This is a genomic window from Leptospira chreensis, assembly GCF_016919165.1.
GTDB lineage: Bacteria > Spirochaetota > Leptospiria > Leptospirales > Leptospiraceae > Leptospira_A > Leptospira_A chreensis.
The window spans coordinates 18958-35281 of sequence record NZ_JAFFPS010000016.1 but is presented as its reverse complement, the minus strand read 5'-3'; the positions used below and the strand labels follow the sequence as shown (position 1 = coordinate 35281).

The following is a 16324-nucleotide window of genomic DNA, read 5'->3' as shown; positions in this document are numbered from 1 at the left end:
ATGCCTCTTCCTTTATCCTGTGCCATCATTACCCTCAACGAAGAGGATAACATTTCTCGCACACTCGTTGCCCTTTCTTTTATTGAAGATATCGTTGTCATCGATTCTGGTTCCACAGACAAAACTGTTGAGATTGCAAAGTCTATGGGAGCTCGTGTTTTTTATCGTAAATTCGTAAACTACGCGGATCAAAAAAACTTTGCGATTGAACAAACCAAGTTTGATTGGGTGCTTGCCATTGATGCCGACGAAGTGGTGTCAGATGGTCTACAAACAGAAATTTCTGATTTATTTACCCAAAACCAATTACAATCCGTTGGATACCTTGTTCCTCGTTTGACTTATTATTTAGGAAAGTGGATTCGTTTCGGTGGATACTATCCTAACTACCAAATTCGTTTGTTTAAAAAAACTGCTGGAGAGTTTAGCGGTGGTTTGGTGCACGAAAGAGTCAAACTCATCGGAAAACCAATCAAACTAAAAAATCCACTCTATCATTATTCTTATAAAAACATTTCCGATCATTTACAATTCATTGATCGTTACTCTAGTCTATTTGCAGAAGAAGAATTTAGAAAAGGCAAAACAAGTTCTGTGTTCTGGGCTTTTTTAAAGGCGTGTTTTAAAGGGTTTTATATGTATTGGATTCGGTTGGGAATCCTAGATGGGAAACAAGGATTTGTTCTCGCCCTTCTAGGGTTTTATTATAATTTTCTTAAGTATTTAAAGTTATATGAAAAATCGAAATCAATCTCTTCTTTCTTTGTTATGGTTGATTCGGTTCATGATGTAAAGAGCGGTAAATCCACCAAGAAAGATGGCAACCAAATTCACGTTGGATAGTTGCGTGGATCCAATTTTTGGGGACATGAGCCACATGATGATATCGCGAATGTAGGTTTGGAAGGTTGCAAAAACGATGAGTGCACCAATCCCTGCTACAAAAGTAGAGCCCCAAAATTTTCCGAGTAAGTCTTTACGTTTATAATAATAAAAATAATAGGCACAGGCTGCGGATGCGAGAAAAAAGAATAAAATATCTACTAGAATTGTCCATGGTTCCGATGGTGCGGCAAGCGGTAATGAAATCATTGTTCTTGTACCTGTCTAATACCTATTTTCGGTAAGCCATTGTTTAGTCCATAAGATAAAAAAAGAGGTTTTCCTTGTATTCAAAACACACTGAGATATTTGGGATCTTGGGATATCCCTTAGGCCATACCCTTTCCCCTTGGATTCATAATACCCTATTCCAACTCTCTGGATATGATGGAGTGTATCTGGTATTTGAAAACGAAAAGTGGAAGGAGATCGGACTACGCCCCCTCATGGATTTGGGTGTAAAAGGTGTTTCTGTTACCATTCCTTTCAAAGAATGGGCCTATTCACAAGCGAACATTGTTTGTAACGCATCGAAAACCATGGGTGCTTCCAATACCTTACTCTTGCGGGATGGCATCGAAGCTGTGAATACCGATGGAACTGGTGCCGTTCTTTCCATCACGAAATCCAATCCAAAGCTCTTAGATCCTGGAATCGAAAAACAAATTTTAATTCTCGGGAGCGGGGGAAGTGCCAAAGGAATTGTTTTTGCATTGGCCGAGGCTCTTAAAAATAACACTCGTGACAAAAAGATTCAAAGAAAGATCAAACTTCTCGCAAGGAATGCATCTACGTCTCAAGAAATCCAAACGTCTCTCGGAAATCCGAATTGGTTGGAACTCACTACGAAAGAAGAATGCCAAAAGGAAAAAGACCAATATGATTTAATCATTCATACAACCCCTGTGGGTATGAAAGGATATGGCGGGGAGCCACTACTAGATTCGCAATTTTTCACCAAAAAACACACGTTATTCGACATTGTTTACAATCCGTTAGAAACGGATTTGGTAAAACAAGCAAAGAAGAAAAAAGCAGAGATCATTCCTGGGTATCATATGTTACTTTACCAAGGAATCAAACAATTTGAACTGTTTACAAACTCGAAAGCCAAAACCAAATGGATCGAAAAAGTAGAATCTTTACTTTTGAAACAACTGAAAAGTAGATCTTAGGTTTTATGAGTATCAATTCGTTTCCTTTGATCCAATAAAATAGGCCATGCAGTTTTTAGATTTTTTACATAGTTTACAAAATATAGAAAAAACAAGAAACTTCAATGTATTCAAATCCTATACATTGGAAGGATTATCTAAACTCTTTCTATCTCAGAGTTCCAAACACAAAGTTCATAAACCCATTCGGATCAGTGTTGTTGGAACCAATGGAAAAGGTTCCACATCACATTACTTAGCTTCTCTTCTATCCATTTTAGGGTACAAAACAGGACTCTATACCTCACCCCACCTTCTCTCTCCTTTGGAACGGTTCCAAATCTTTCGAGATGGCAAACCACAACTTCCCAATGAAAAGGATGTGGAGGACTTCTTTATCCATTCCATTCTCCCCGATCGGAAAGAATTTGAATCCCTTTCCTACTTCGAATTTTTAACTATATTTTCTTATCTCTACTTTTCTTTTCAAAAGACGGAGTTTGAAATTTGGGAAGCGGGACTTGGAGGAAGGCTTGATGCCACAAAACTTGTCCAAGCAGATTTTGTGGTGCTGACAAAGATCGGAGTGGATCATTCCGAAATCCTCGGAGATTCGAAAGAAAAAATCTGCCTTGAGAAACTAGGAATTCTAACCGATGTTTGCCGGGGACTTGTGGTAATGGATCCGAAGGACCAAGGCCTAGAAACTATGATCCAGAATTATCCAAAAAACAAAACCCCCGTTCGGATCGTCCCCCTGGAAGAAAAACCCACGTATTTAGAAACGAACTTTCTTTTTGCAAAGACTGCCCTTGCCACCTTCGTTCCCGAAAAAAAAATTCAAATCGAATCCATAACTTGGATAGATACAGAACCTCCTCGTGGCCGGATGGAAGTCTTAAGACCCTCTCCAGAAATTGTCTTTGATCCTGCCCACAACCCGGAGGCGATCGCAACCACTACCCATGAATTTGCCAAGTCCCACCCTTCCTTTTCCTTGGTTTTGGGGAGCCTTCCCGACAAAGACCGGGAAGGAATTCTAGCGGAACTCTTGGACCTCCCGATCCACTCCCTTTATCTTTGGGAAGGAGCTGGATTTGGTAGCTTTCCGGAACTCCCAGAGGTGTTAAGAACCAAAACCACCAAGGTTCAGACAGAAGACGAACTCATACCTCTATTCCGGGGCAGACTCCCGGTATTGGTGTTAGGAAGTTTTCGCCTGTATGGAATTGTGGCAAAATTAATACAAAATACAACAAACATGTAAAATTGGACTTTACAAATGAATCCTGAACGACATTGTTCTTTTAGGAAACATCGTTCAGGACCATGCAAACTCCCAAAGAACACACACGAAAAGAAATCTTACAAGCGGCTCGGGATGAATTCATTCAACTCGGATTTGAGAAGGCCAGTATGCGAACCATTGCCAAAAAAGCAAAGGTCTCAACGAGTAATATATACAATTACTTTGAAAACAAAGAACACCTTCTAACAGAGATTTTACAACCAGTTCTTTCTGGGATGGAAAAAGCTTTTGCTTACGTTTCCCATCCCGATTATTTCGAAAAAAGATTTAACGACAGTTATGATGCTTGGAAAGAACGTTTCCATATTGCACTCGAATATGTTGACTCCAACCGAGATGACTTTATCCTTTTGTTAACCAAATCACAAGGTTCGCATCTAGAAGAATTTCCAGATACCGTCCTCACGCGTTTGACCAAAATCAATTTTGAACAGTACACCGCCTTTAAAGAAAAAACTCCGAGTTATAAAGGGGAAGTGAGTGAGTTTGTTGTTCGCAATATCCTTTCCTTCTTTCTCAATATCTTCGTCCAGATGGTGAGACAAGGAATTTCCAAACAGGATATGTTATTCTATCAGGATAGTTTCCTTAAATTTTTGCACTACGGATACAAAGGATCGATTGCCTCTGATCTGAGTTGATTCAATCTGGTTCTTGAATGGGAACCGGATACAAAATCAAAATCTGCGGAATCAAAGACCTGGCCACATTGGAACTCTGTGTGGATCTCCAGGTCGATTTTGTTGGTCTCAACTTTTCCCCTCGCTCTCCACGTTCTATTGATGCAAAGACAGCGGAGACTTTACTCACACTCAAATCCAAACCAGGATTTCCTAAACTCGTATTTTTATTTTTTGAAAACCCTGTTACCGAAATCCAAAATCTTAGGATGCGTTTCCAACCAGACCTAGTACAGCTCATTCGTGGGGACAAGTTTCTCACAAAAGAACTCTGGGAAAGCTTAACAGAAAAAAAATCCCTCCTGCCTGCCATTCGGATCCAAGAGAAAGTAGTTTCTGATGCAGACTTAGAACCAAAATCAGACTTAGTGATTTTAGATAGTTATAATAAAGACTTGGGTGGTGGGACTGGGCATAGTTTCCCTTGGGAGTATGTAACATCCGTAAAACGACCATTCTTACTTGCTGGTGGCATCACTCCGGAAAATGTAAAAACTGCTTTAGAAACTGTCCATCCTTACGGGATTGATGTGGCCAGTGGTGTGGAAACAGGCGGCAAAAAAGATCCAAAGAAAATACAAGAATTGGTACAAAATGTCCGAACATTATGAAGCCTTAAATACTCCCGTGATGCGCCAATATATGGAAGTAAAAGAACAACATCCTGATGGGATTGTATTCTTTCGGATGGGCGATTTTTATGAGATGTTTCTAGATGATGCCAAGATTGCTGCACAAATTTTAGACATCACTCTCACCAAAAGACAAAACCAAATTCCAATGGCGGGGATTCCTTATCATGCTACAGAAAGTTATATTTCAAGACTGATTGCTGCTGGAAAAAAAGTGGTGGTCTGTGAACAAACAAAAGCAGAAGACCCAAAAGCCAAAATCATGTCGAGAGAAGTGGTGCGAATCATCACACCAGGCACAGTCGTAGAAGACAATTTACTCGGCGGATACCAAAACAATTATTTATCTTTGTATTATAAAGAGAAAACATCTGTATATTTAGCGTTTGCTGATGTTTCTACATCCGAACTCGTATATTTCTTTTTTTCCGAAACAGAAACTGAACGAATCAACGACACTATTAAACGGTTTTCACCCAAAGAAATCATTTTTACTGATGTAGCTCCCCCAATCACTAAAGATTCCAAAATCATCCTTTCCCAAATTCCTCCCGACTATATTCCCAAAAAAAAGGGAGCAGGAATTGATACGGTAGTCCATGTTCTCGATGCCTATCTCCAATACAACTATCGCAAACAAAATTTTGTTTTCCAATCACCTAGACGAATCGATGAAAGTGAATATCTGGTCTTAGATGAACAAACCGTCTCTCATTTAGAACTCGTTGAAAATCCCAATGATAAAAACCATACTCTCTTTGGAGTACTCAACCGTTGTATCACTGCCACTGGAAAACGATATTTAAAACAAAGGATTTTATTCCCCACTCGAGATGAAAATAAAATCAAAGCCCATTGGGATAAAATAGAAATCCTATCGGCCAATAAAAAAGAAAGATTTCAAATTAAAGAATTGTTAGGTGACTTGATTGACTTGGAACGAGTCCTCACTCGGTTTCGCGTGGGAAAAGCCCTCCCCCGAGACTTTCGCGGGATTGATAAAAGTTTAGAATCGACTTCCACCATCAAAACCATTTTGGACGGAATCGGTTTCGATTTTTCCAAACTACCCAAGGAACTAAACGCTTTATCTAAATTATTTTTCGACACTCTGTTTGAGGGGGAATTACCTGTATTCCTTGGAAATTCACCTTTTTTAAAATCGGGATTCAATAAAGAATACGATGATGCTATCCTTGCTCGCGAAAAAGGAAAAGATTGGATTTTGGAATTAGAGGAGAAGGAAAAAAAATCATCCGGCATTTCTTCACTTAAAATTCGTTATAACAAAATCCTCGGATACTTTATCGAAATTTCCAAAGCCCAAGCCAAAGAAGTTCCTTCTCATTTTCTAAAAAAACAAACTTTAGTTACGGGAGAAAGATTCACTTCCCCTGAGTTAGAAGAATTAGAAAGAGCCATCCTCCAAGCCGACGAAATCATCGAAAGGATTGAAAAAGAAAAATTTGATGAACTCGTGGCCCACTGCATTTCTCTTTATGAAGAATTCTTAACTCTCTCCAATGAAGTGGCTTCCTTAGATTACCATCTATCCCTTACAGAAATCAAAGAAGAATACCAGTGGACAAGACCTGAGATCCGTAATGATGGAATCCTAAATTATTCCGAATCCCGCCATCCTGTTGTAGAAACCTTTTTACCCATTGGCGAACGTTTTGTACCCAATAGTTTAGAGCTCAATCCCAAGGACAACGCCATAGCAGTGTTAACTGGTCCGAATATGGCCGGTAAGTCCACTTTTATGCGCCAAATTGCCATCAATCAAATCCTATTCCAAATGGGCTCTTATGTTCCGGCAAAAAAAGCATCCCTTGCCGTTGTGGATCGGATCTTCACTCGGATCGGTTCGGGAGACAACCTAACCAAAGGAGAATCTACTTTTTTTGTAGAGATGAAGGAGACCGCCACCATCCTCAATCAGTTTTCAGAGAACAGTCTCATTCTCTTTGATGAAGTGGGTCGGGGAACTTCTACCTATGATGGACTCTCAATTGCCTGGGCCATTTTAGAATTTTTAACAGTCAAATTCCCCAAACCCAAAACAATCTTTGCCACTCACTACCATGAGTTGACAGAACTTGAAAAAGGAAATGGGATCTTTAATTTGTATTTGGATACTTTTGAGAAGGAAGGAGAGATTCTATTCCTGAAAAAAGTCAAACGAGGCAAATCCAAACAATCTTTCGGAATCTATGTAGCAAAACTCGCAGGGATTCCTGAAACCGTTTCGGATCGTGCCAAAGAAATTCTTTCCGGTCTCGAATCCAAAAAAAGGGAAATTAAAATTAAAAACGAAGAGCCGAGTTTGTTTGCAGGCCTTATGGACAATAATACGTCTAACATGTCGCCAAACGAAGAAAAGGTTTTGAAACGATTGAAACAAATTGATCCCAATCAAATTCCACCACTAGAAGCATTGTCTATTTTAGATGAATTAAAACGTATCCTCAAAGAGAAAGACTAAAGCCGATAGATCGGTAAAATCAATCCAATTGGTGATTTGATCTTTTAATCCTTGTTTAGCGTGGATTCCAATACCGATTCCTGCGACACCGAGCATCAAGGCATCGTTTGCCCCGTCCCCCACAGCCACCACTTGATCCAGAGGGATGGAAAGATCTTTAGCGTACCTTTTTAGGTAGATTTCTTTTTTTTCTCTATTGATGATCTCACCAAAAATCTCGCCGGTAAAGTTTCCACCCATCTCTTCCAATCCATTGGCCTTGTAAAAACTGACAGGATATTTTTCCGAGAACAATTGTAGAACAGGAGTGAATCCACCACTGAGAATTCCCAGTTTGGATCCATTGTTTGGAACAAATTGAAAGACTTTTTCCATTCCATCATTTAGAGTCAATAGATCATAAACTTCTTTGAAACTCTCCTTTGAAAGTCCCGCCAAGTGTTTCACTCGCAAACGAAGGGCTTCATCAAAACCCATCCCACCTTCCATAGCCTGTTTGGTAACAGAGGCCACAGCATCAAACACACCATGTTTTCTTGCCAACTCATCAATGACTTCTTCTTTGATGACAGTAGAATCCATATCGAATACAAATAGAGATTCTTTGTTTTTAGGTAATAAGGGACCTACAGACAAAAAATCAATTTGATGGTTTGCTAACTTCCTTCGAATGACAAGAACTTCTTCTCTCTTTAGCGAGTCTTTTTGCGATATCCGTACACAATGTAATCCATACTTTTCCGCATGGGAAATTAAGGGAAGAGAACCCGCGCTCGCAGAATTTTCTTTAGAAGAAGAACCTACCGTATCAAACTTGATTTGGGGAAATGTTTCGGAAAGAAGAGAGTTGGAAATAGGAGAACGAGAAACGAGTAACAGTGAATTCATTTTTACTTTTGTAAATAGGGTCTGAGTTTTTTACCCCAAAGTTCATATCCTTTTTCATTAAAATGCAGACTGTCCCCATTGGGACGAATGAATTCATCACGAAGAGTAGGAGAATCGATTTTTCTCATACTGTCCCAAACTTCAATGTATTCTACATTGGCCGTAGTCCTTGCCACCTGATTCAAAAACAAATTGAATACAGGAACAATTTGGTTTAGCTCCTTCACCCTCGTGGGCGGAACTGCCAAAAGAAAGATCTTTGTATTTCTATTTTTGGAATGAATCTTTTGGATGATGGAAAGTAAGTTGTTTTGCACCAAACTCAAACACTTTCCTTGGATGAAATCGTTCCCACCAATTTCAATCACCACCTTTTCGGGATGGAGGACAAGGGCATCCTCTTCTATGCGAGAAAGTAGAGTTTCTGTCATATCCCCACCAATCCCACGATTGGTGACCGATTGGCCCGGAAATTCTTTGGCCATTAGGTCTGGTACAAATAAATGAACCAAACTATCACCAGCGAACACTATGTCCGTTTTTTTGATTTTTGAATTGTCTTCTGCGTATAACAACCGTGTGGGGAGCCAAGCCTTCTCTATATACTTTTTAAAGTTAGAGTCGTCTCGCCACCCTGGCTCTGCAAAACATTGGAAACTGGTATCGAAATAGTCTCGTTTCGAGGATGATTTACAATCAGTAAAACCCGAAACCAGGGCAAGAACCATGCCCCATCGAAGGAAGAATTTAATCCTGTTCTTGCGGTTCATTCATTCGGAAGCGCTTTTGCCAATCTTTGATTTGGGCCTGCGCATATTCTTCCGTGTCACAAATCCGAAACTCGATCGGGTTGTTTGTGGTTGTCTCGATGAGTTTGGCTTCGATATACCCGTTCTTTAACTTGGTTGTCTCAATGCGATATCTCATCTGAATAGCTCCAAAAACCAGGATTTAATTTCCACGTATCTTTGCAATCTCTTCTAAAGTTTCATCTTCTTTGTATTTTCCAAAGAGAAAGATGGCCAATATACAGAATGCAGAGGCTAGAGGACCAGTCAGCCGTACGCCGAGTTCCCCTCCCGCTTCTACTTCTTCGACTTTGCAAATGGTGGAATCCTTACTTATTTTTGCCTCGACTTCTAAATTTTTTTTCCCTTCTGCCTTAGATTCTGACACAGAAGGAGCAATGATCCCCGTTACATGGGGGGATACATTTTTCTTTGTGTCTCGGTCCAATCCAAGAAGAATGACAGAACTAAAGATAAGAACAGCCAGCGTTTGTCCTAGTTTTTGCATAAAGGTTCTGCCGGCATAGAACAGTCCTTCCCTTCTCGATCCTGTTTTTAACGAATCAAGTTCAGCAATATCGGCAAGAATGGCATTCGGTAAAATACCAAGAATCGCAATGGGGACAGCCGCAATAGCCACGATCAAATAACCTTGGATATACGGTGATACAGGCAAACTATCTTTTCCGATAAAATAAATCGAAAGGAACAAAGCCAAAAAAACATAGAATCCAAATAGAACGGTTTTTTTCTTACCGATCTTTCGTGCGACAGCATTGACCACAGGGTAAAAAGCAAAAGAAACGAGTAACATCACCGTAAGTAATTGAGTTACAAATTCCCGTTCCAATTCTAATAGGACTGTCACATAGTAAGAGATACCTGTTGTGAGAATGGTAAGGGCGAGGAAATAACAAAGGTCGGATAAAGCGAAGTATAGAAAATTCTTATTTTTGAATGTAAGGAGGATGGCCTCTTTGAAAGGAACGCTCGATGCTTCCGATTCACAATAGGTTTTTTCATGGATCGTAAATACTGGGAAGTACATACAAATTGCAGCAAACACACATAAAATTCCCAAAGCATATTGGCGAGAGACCAAGGTCTGAACAGACAGATCTGCATCAAAAACAAAGTTTGCTTTCAATACATTGGCAATCATGGGCTCTGTGGATGCGACAATGATTCCAAGGGCATATGTCACCGAGATATATGTGGAAAGGTTCAATCGTTCTTCAGGAGTATGTCCGAGTTCTGGGATGAGGGCAAAGAAAGGAGTGACATACACCGTTAGAAATAAATAAAAAAGCAACATACAACCCGTCATCCAAACGAGGTTTGCAGAGGAGACGAAATTGTGGGGAGGGACAAAAATCAGCCAACAGAATACAGCAGCAGGAAGGCCACCAAGGAAGAGGAAAGGAATCCTCCGACCAAACCGCGAGGAAAACCGATCAGAAGAATTGGCAATGATGGGATCGGTAAAGGCGTCCCACAAACGACCCACAGCAGCAACAATACCAATGGTCGAAAGCCCCCAAAAGGCCATTTTTTCAATGAGATCGGGAAAACATTCCTGACCTGGTTTTGGAGCCGGAGGAAGATAAAAGTAAACTTGATGGAGACCAATGATATTGATGAGAGTGGACCAACCCAATTGGCCGATCGCATAACTCATCTGTTTTGAAAATGGTAAAAACGGTTTTCGCATGTTTCTCACTAGAGGCGGTAAAGTAGGAGCATGATACCGCCAAAAGTAAAAAAGGCAAACTACTTTTTATGTTTGTAGAGCTCTGGAAAATTTTTCTCGTCGTAGAGGGCTTGTGATTCGTAATCATCCCATCCTTCTGGTACACCTTCGGTAAACTCAGGCACCATAGAACAGTCACGAATTAGGTTCATTGTTTGAACCATCTCACTTCCCTTCACATTCAAATATCCTTCAGCAAACAATGAATTGGCTACAAAAAGAGCCATGGATTGTAAGGAACCCAAATGACCTTCTCTTCCCGCACCGATACGAATTTCAGAATCTGGATTCACTAAACGGAAAACAGACAAAACGCGAATACAAAATTCAGGAGTGAGTGACGACTTCTGGATAGCATGACCTTTGATCGGAATAAAAAAGTTAACAGGAATCGAGATCACACCAAGTTTTTTAAGTTCAAATGCCACTTGGACTAGATCTTTTAGTTCCTCACCCATCCCCACGATGATTCCCGAGCAAAGTCCGATATCGGCTTCTTTTGCCGCCTCGAGTGTTGTTAGTCGGTCTTTGAAAGTATGTGTAGAACAGATTTCATTGTATTTGGATTCGGAAGTGTTGAGGTTATGATTGTATCTGTCGAGACCTGCGTCTTTCAGAACTCTTGCTTTTTTTGCATCCAAGATTCCTGCAGACAAACAAACCTTCATTCCCAACTCTCCATTGATTTTGGAGATTGTCTCTGCGAGTTTGTCGACAGCTTTGTCTGTTGGACCACGACCCGAAGTTACCATACAAAATCGGTAAGCACCGTTGTCTTTGGCACGTTTGGCATCTTCCCAAATCTCTTCAGGAGACTTCAAAGAATACTCTTGGATTCCTGAATCTCCCCCTTTTCTTTGGGCACAGTAACCGCAATCTTCAGGGCAGTATCCGTTTTTGATATTATCTAATATATGAATGCGAACACGATTGGCAAAGTAACGGTTTCGTTCTTCCGACGCACGAGCGACAACCGAAAGCAAAGGGGCTTTTCCTTCTAGGATCTCCAGGGCTTCCGCTTCCGTAATGAGGGACGAGGCCGAAGATATTGTTTTTTCTTGGATTTCTGCAATCATGAGAACAGGTTCTGGACTGCCGGAACCTGTGTAAACGAAGAAAATCTCTTCGTATATTTAGTCTCAATCTGATTCGGCAATGCTGAGGAGTGTTTGTTCCAAAGCCAAAAAAATTTGGTCGAGGGATTTTTCCGTGATGGTATAAGGCGGAGTGATGTAGATGGTGCGGCCGAGTGGTCGGAGTAGAATTCGAAATTCTTTCATTTTTTCACGAATTCTTTTTCCAACGGGATTCAAATATTCATCTTCGGCTATGGTTTCCTTATATTCAAAAGCAAAAATCCCGCCCATCACTCGGACATTTTCAATTCGTTTTCCGAGTGTTCTTTGGAATGGTTCTACTCTGCTTTGTAAAGAGACCTCCAGTTGTTTCACAAGTTCGAGACCACTCTCTTGTAATAATTGCACAGACGCATAACCGACGCTACACGCTAAAGGATTTCCTGTCATCGTATGTGCATGAAAAAAAGCACGGTATGGATCTTTTGAGATAAACTGTTTATAAATGAATTCGGAGACAAGGGTGGCTCCGAGAGGAAGCATTCCTCCGGTCAGTCCCTTGGCCATCACAAGTAGATCCGGTTTTGTTTCTGCCTTCTGGTAAGCGAAAGCGGTGCCGAGTCTCCCCATCCCCGTAAAAACTTCATCAAAGATCAGAAGGGTATGAGTTTCTGTGGCAAGTTCTCTTAGTTTTACCAAAACTTTTTTATCATAAAATAACATTCCATTGGCGCCAAATACCAAAGGTTCGATCACAATTCCCACATAGTTCTTTTGTTTGATTGTTAGTTCTAAATCATCCAAACATTCCGTAGAACAAGTGTTTGGGAGCTTCCCCCAAGGACAATGTTGGCAATTGGGTGCAGGAAATTCTTTTGTGGGAAACCTTAGATCGGAAAAGATACGATTGAAGTAATTTTTTCCAGAAACATTCATAGCTCCAATACTATCTCCATGATAGGAATTGGAAAATACAAGAAACTCTGACCTTGGCGATAGATCTGGATGATTCTGGTAGTATTGAATGGCTAGCTTTAAAGCAATCTCTATCGCATTCGATCCGTTATCCGAATAAAACACTTTATGAAAATCAAAGTTTGTGAGTTCTAATAAAGACTTAGACAAAGACTCTGCTTTTGGATGGATATGGCCTGCAAGCATCACATGATCGAGCTCCGCCATTTGTGTATTGAGTGCAGCAATTAACTCTGGATGGCGGTGGCCAAAAATCATCGTCCACCAACTGGCAATGGCATCAATCCAAGTGTTCCCTTCGGAGTCAGTGACAAACTCAGCTTCTGCTTTAACGATACCGAGTAAACTTTCTTCTTCGTCTTGGATGGTTAAGGGAACCCAAGTATGTATGTGGACTGGATTATCCTTCATCATCTGGACCGAGCAGGCTTTCCATTACATTTCGATTGGTATCAAAAGATTCATTGGCAAAGGAAATAAAATCATTGGGGGAAAGTTTTTGTTCCGGGAAGTTGGTAACTCCCAAACAAGGAGTGCCGCCTAATCTTTGTATGGTTTCTGCATTGTCAGTTTGTAATTCGTTTTTCGGTCCCACTAGGTAAAATCCAAGAATCGGAATGAAGCGATTGGTTAATACATCCAAAGTGAGTAGAGTATGATTGATGGTTCCGAGCTCCGTGGAACCAACAACAACGACGGGTAAGTTACTTTCCTGGATTCCTTTGATGGCAATGTAGTCCGCAGTCCAAGGAACAAAAACACCACCCGCTCCTTCGATCAGGGTATTGGTTTTTCTTTCTTTAGCAATTGCGTTCAAAAGGTATTTAGGATCTAAAATTTTTCCTTCCTGTTTGGCGGCATAATGTGGGCTTGCGGGCGCAACAAATTCGTAAACTGGTTTTAAAAAGAAGGAATCTGGCAATGCCGTTGTTTTTTGGACAAATTCGGTATCGCTTGGGCCGGTAAGGCCTGTTTGGATGGGTTTCCAATACCGAAACCCATGGTTTTTCGCATATTTGGCCATAAAGAGGCTTGAGAAAAAAGTCTTACCTATGTCCGTTCCGGTTCCCGCTACGTAAAAAGCTTGGCCCATACGGATCAAGTTTTATCAATTCCAGGCCCCGTCTATCCGATTTATATAGGAGAGGCTCTATGCAACTTCCCCTTTGGAAATCCATTCTCAAACGTGACGAAAACCCGATTACGGAGATTTCACATTTTTTACGCGAAACTGCAATCTTCGAAGGTATGTCTCGTAGAACCTTACGCGAAGTCGCAAGGCTGATCCACAAACGTAAGTATTACGCCGGTGAAACTATCTTTTACCAAGGCCAAGCAGGAACGGGAGTGTATCTCATCTTACAAGGTAAGGTAGAGATTTATTCAGAAAGAGAAGGTGTTACCTTAAAACTCGCCGAACTAGAGAAAGGTGCCTTTTTTGGAGAGTTAGCTCTCTTCCAAGACTTTCCCAGGTCAGCTACTGCTGTAGCTCTTGTTGATTCCATCTTACTTGGATTCTTTCAACCAGAATTAAAAACCCTTTTAGAAACAAAACCAAGAGTAGGAAACGACTTACTACTCAGTTTTGCATCCATCATTGCAGATAGACTTCGCAAAACAAACGATACACTAGAAGCAGCTTACTTCAAAAGTAAAAAAAATAAAACCAAATGAATATGAAAGAATTCAATATATCTTCATTCATTTTAAGGACTGCTTTTTTTGGTCTGATTGGGCTTACTATTTTGATTGGGATTGTGGGAGTTAAGTTCCTCGCCATTCCCCTTCTTATTTCAGGAATTCATTTTTATCTCTTTCGTGGGATAGTGGATTATTTTGAATCCAGAGGAATTCATAGGTCGATCACAATCATTCTTATCTTTTCCATTTTGATAGGAGTGGCTTATTGGTTTTTAGCTTTTTACTTACCTAATCTTTTTGAAAAAGCCCAACCCATAGTCTCCGAGTGGTCGAACAAAATGGATGATCCCAATTTTCAGTTACTCGATTTTAATAAACTCCCCGTAGTGTCACAAAACCCAGAGTTATGGAAAAAAATCATCAATCCAGAGGAAGTTGCCAAAATGGCAACGAGTAATTTGGAAGAATTTTTACGTGGGCTTGTGGTGATGATTCCCACTTTTATTAGTTGGATGATCATCATCCCTATCATTAGTTTCTTTTTACTTTTGGATGCCAATTTGATTTACAAAACTGTGATTAGTTTTATACCCAATCGTTTTTTTGAAATGTTTCTAATGGTTTTTTATCGAATGAACCAACAGATCACAAGTTACTTAAAAAGTTTGGTGATCCAGTGTGGGATTATGGCAATCGTTGCATCCATTGGATTTTATATTGTTGGTGTAAAGTTTTTCATTCTATTTGGAGTATTTCTGGGTATTGCCAATTCCATTCCTTACTTAGGACCACTCGTCGGTGCTGTCCCACCCATTTTATTTTCGATTCTCTTTCCAGAAATGTCACCTTCGCCTGGTTCCATTGCTTCTGTGGTCGTCGTTGCTCAGTTAGTGGATAATGCCATAGTGCAACCGGTAGTGATTGCCAATGCAGTTTCTCTCCATCCGCTTGCGATCTTAATTGGGATTGCTGTAGGGGGAAATTTCTTTGGAATCTTTGGAATGTTACTCGCCATTCCCGTTTTATCCATCCTAAAAGTAACCATTGGAATTCTTTATCATGCACTCAAAGAACACCAAATCATTTAGTTGGATTTTAAGTTAAGGAAAAGGCATTCCTTTAAAATTCATTCTTCTCTTTTGTTCCACTTACCCATTTCGGAAAATACAATCCCGAATAGGGTAAGCCCGGATCCAATCATTCCCACAACCCCCAACCTCTCCCCTAATACCAAATAGGCGAGAAAGAAGGAAAACACAGGTTCCATACTATAAAGTAGTCCCGCTCTTGCCGGAGGAACTGCTTTCTGGTATCTGGTTTGGATCTGTGTCGTGAATATCGTTGCAAAAATAGAAGTATAGATGATCCCAATCCAAAATTTTAAATCAAATTGGATGGAGATGGGTTGGTTTAAAAAAACGGATTCTACTGGAAACAAAGTCGTAGAAACAATCGCAATGAGAAGGATCTCAAAAGATACAAGAATCTGTGCGGGAATTTTTTTACTAAAAATATCGATGAGTATGATGTAGATGGCAAAGAAAAAAGCACCAATGAGAGTGAGTCCATCACCTAATCCAAAACCTGTGGACTGAAGGATCTCCTCATAGGTTTTTCCGTTTTGTGAAATTAAAAATAATCCCGCCACTACAATCAAAACCGCAATCCATGTACGAAGCGAAGGTAATTTCCTTTCGATGGCAATTTGTAACAAAGGAACAAAAATAACATAGGCGCCCGTCATAAAACCAGACTGGGTGGCTGTCGTATAAACAAGACCAATGGTTTGGAAGGCGTAACCCAAAAGGGCAGACAAAGCCACAAGGAAGGCCGGGATGATATAGTCCCATCTCCTGTTCGCCTTGGAAAACAAAGTCTTTCGGTAGAGGAGTAAAGTGACAATTCCAGCGAGCCAAAACCGGACCGCTAAAAATAGAAAGGGCGGCACCGAATCCAGTGCAAGTTTGATGACCACAAAGGTTCCACCCCAAAGAATGGCGGCAATCACCAAAAAGAGTTCCGGAGTGAAGATCCTGGACATATGAGTCAATCTCTTGAAGGAAA

At 40.5% G+C, this 16324-nt stretch carries 17 protein-coding genes; 8 read left to right on the top strand and 9 right to left on the bottom strand.

The window, feature by feature from the left end; translation table 11 throughout:
• A complete protein-coding gene (locus JWG41_RS05245) occupies positions 1 to 843 on the top strand; it encodes a glycosyltransferase family 2 protein (RefSeq protein WP_205268889.1) in 843 nt (280 codons plus the stop codon).
• Here the strand turns inward: JWG41_RS05245 and JWG41_RS05240 are convergent.
• On the bottom strand, positions 748 to 1092 hold the full coding sequence (locus tag JWG41_RS05240; protein ID WP_040917277.1) for a hypothetical protein: 345 nt from the start codon (positions 1090 to 1092) through the stop codon (positions 748 to 750). The two genes, JWG41_RS05245 and JWG41_RS05240, sit on opposite strands and share 96 nt — an antisense overlap.
• Positions 1093 to 1166: 74 nt before the next feature.
• On the opposite strand from JWG41_RS05240, the gene JWG41_RS05235 reads away from it, so the two are divergent.
• The 5 genes from JWG41_RS05235 (at position 1167) to mutS (ending at position 7142) form a co-directional block, all read left to right on the top strand.
• Positions 1167 to 2057 (top strand): shikimate dehydrogenase family protein, encoded by an 891-nt coding sequence (locus JWG41_RS05235; RefSeq protein WP_205268888.1) that lies wholly within the window; start codon positions 1167 to 1169, stop codon positions 2055 to 2057.
• A 46-nt stretch (positions 2058 to 2103) separates the two neighbouring features.
• Positions 2104 to 3303: a folylpolyglutamate synthase/dihydrofolate synthase family protein gene (locus JWG41_RS05230; protein ID WP_205268887.1), complete on the top strand. Its 1200-nt coding sequence runs from the start codon at positions 2104 to 2106 to the stop codon at positions 3301 to 3303.
• Positions 3304 to 3365: 62 nt separating this feature from the next.
• Positions 3366 to 3986 carry a TetR/AcrR family transcriptional regulator gene (locus tag JWG41_RS05225; RefSeq protein ID WP_205268886.1) on the top strand — a complete coding sequence of 207 codons (621 nt, stop codon included), beginning with the start codon at positions 3366 to 3368 and terminating at the stop codon, positions 3984 to 3986.
• Positions 3987 to 4003: 17 nt separating this feature from the next.
• On the top strand, positions 4004 to 4636 hold the full coding sequence (locus JWG41_RS05220; RefSeq protein ID WP_205268885.1) for a phosphoribosylanthranilate isomerase: 633 nt from the start codon (positions 4004 to 4006) through the stop codon (positions 4634 to 4636).
• Complete coding sequence (mutS, locus tag JWG41_RS05215) at positions 4620 to 7142, top strand: DNA mismatch repair protein MutS (RefSeq protein ID WP_205268884.1); 2523 nt, start codon at positions 4620 to 4622, stop codon at positions 7140 to 7142. Before JWG41_RS05220 ends, mutS begins: the two co-directional genes overlap by 17 nt.
• Here mutS and serB read toward each other — a convergent pair.
• The 7 genes from serB to bioD all read right to left on the bottom strand — a co-directional run bounded on the left by serB (position 7113) and on the right by bioD (position 13712).
• Positions 7113 to 8030: a phosphoserine phosphatase SerB gene (serB, locus tag JWG41_RS05210; RefSeq protein ID WP_205268883.1), complete on the bottom strand. Its 918-nt coding sequence runs from the start codon at positions 8028 to 8030 to the stop codon at positions 7113 to 7115. The genes mutS and serB overlap by 30 nt on opposite strands.
• Positions 8031 to 8032: 2 nt before the next feature.
• Positions 8033 to 8758 (bottom strand): GDSL-type esterase/lipase family protein, encoded by a 726-nt coding sequence (locus tag JWG41_RS05205; protein WP_205268882.1) that lies wholly within the window; start codon positions 8756 to 8758, stop codon positions 8033 to 8035.
• 19 nt (positions 8759 to 8777) lie between these two features.
• A complete protein-coding gene (locus JWG41_RS05200) occupies positions 8778 to 8957 on the bottom strand; it encodes a hypothetical protein (RefSeq protein ID WP_002975048.1) in 180 nt (59 codons plus the stop codon).
• Positions 8958 to 8981: 24 nt separating this feature from the next.
• On the bottom strand, positions 8982 to 10496 hold the full coding sequence (locus tag JWG41_RS05195) for an MFS transporter (RefSeq protein WP_205268900.1): 1515 nt from the start codon (positions 10494 to 10496) through the stop codon (positions 8982 to 8984).
• 92 nt (positions 10497 to 10588) lie between these two features.
• Complete coding sequence (bioB, locus tag JWG41_RS05190) at positions 10589 to 11644, bottom strand: biotin synthase BioB (RefSeq protein ID WP_205268881.1); 1056 nt, start codon at positions 11642 to 11644, stop codon at positions 10589 to 10591.
• Between the two features lie 63 nt (positions 11645 to 11707).
• Positions 11708 to 13030, bottom strand: coding sequence for an adenosylmethionine--8-amino-7-oxononanoate transaminase (bioA, locus tag JWG41_RS05185; RefSeq protein ID WP_205268899.1), 1323 nt, complete (start codon positions 13028 to 13030; stop codon positions 11708 to 11710).
• Entirely contained in the window at positions 13020 to 13712 is a 693-nt protein-coding gene (gene bioD / locus JWG41_RS05180) for a dethiobiotin synthase (RefSeq protein WP_205268880.1), read from the bottom strand. Before bioD ends, bioA begins: the two co-directional genes overlap by 11 nt.
• A 59-nt stretch (positions 13713 to 13771) precedes the next feature.
• On the opposite strand from bioD, the gene JWG41_RS05175 reads away from it, so the two are divergent.
• Together JWG41_RS05175 and JWG41_RS05170 are read left to right on the top strand one after the other, a co-directional pair.
• Positions 13772 to 14293 (top strand): cyclic nucleotide-binding domain-containing protein, encoded by a 522-nt coding sequence (locus JWG41_RS05175; RefSeq protein ID WP_100791304.1) that lies wholly within the window; start codon positions 13772 to 13774, stop codon positions 14291 to 14293.
• On the top strand, positions 14290 to 15348 hold the full coding sequence (locus tag JWG41_RS05170) for an AI-2E family transporter (protein WP_205268879.1): 1059 nt from the start codon (positions 14290 to 14292) through the stop codon (positions 15346 to 15348). The genes JWG41_RS05175 and JWG41_RS05170 overlap by 4 nt, the downstream gene beginning before the upstream one ends.
• Positions 15349 to 15386: 38 nt before the next feature.
• On the opposite strand, the gene JWG41_RS05165 is transcribed toward JWG41_RS05170, so the two are convergent.
• Positions 15387 to 16301, bottom strand: coding sequence for a DMT family transporter (locus tag JWG41_RS05165; RefSeq protein WP_205268878.1), 915 nt, complete (start codon positions 16299 to 16301; stop codon positions 15387 to 15389).
• Positions 16302 to 16324: the final 23 nt, after the last annotated feature.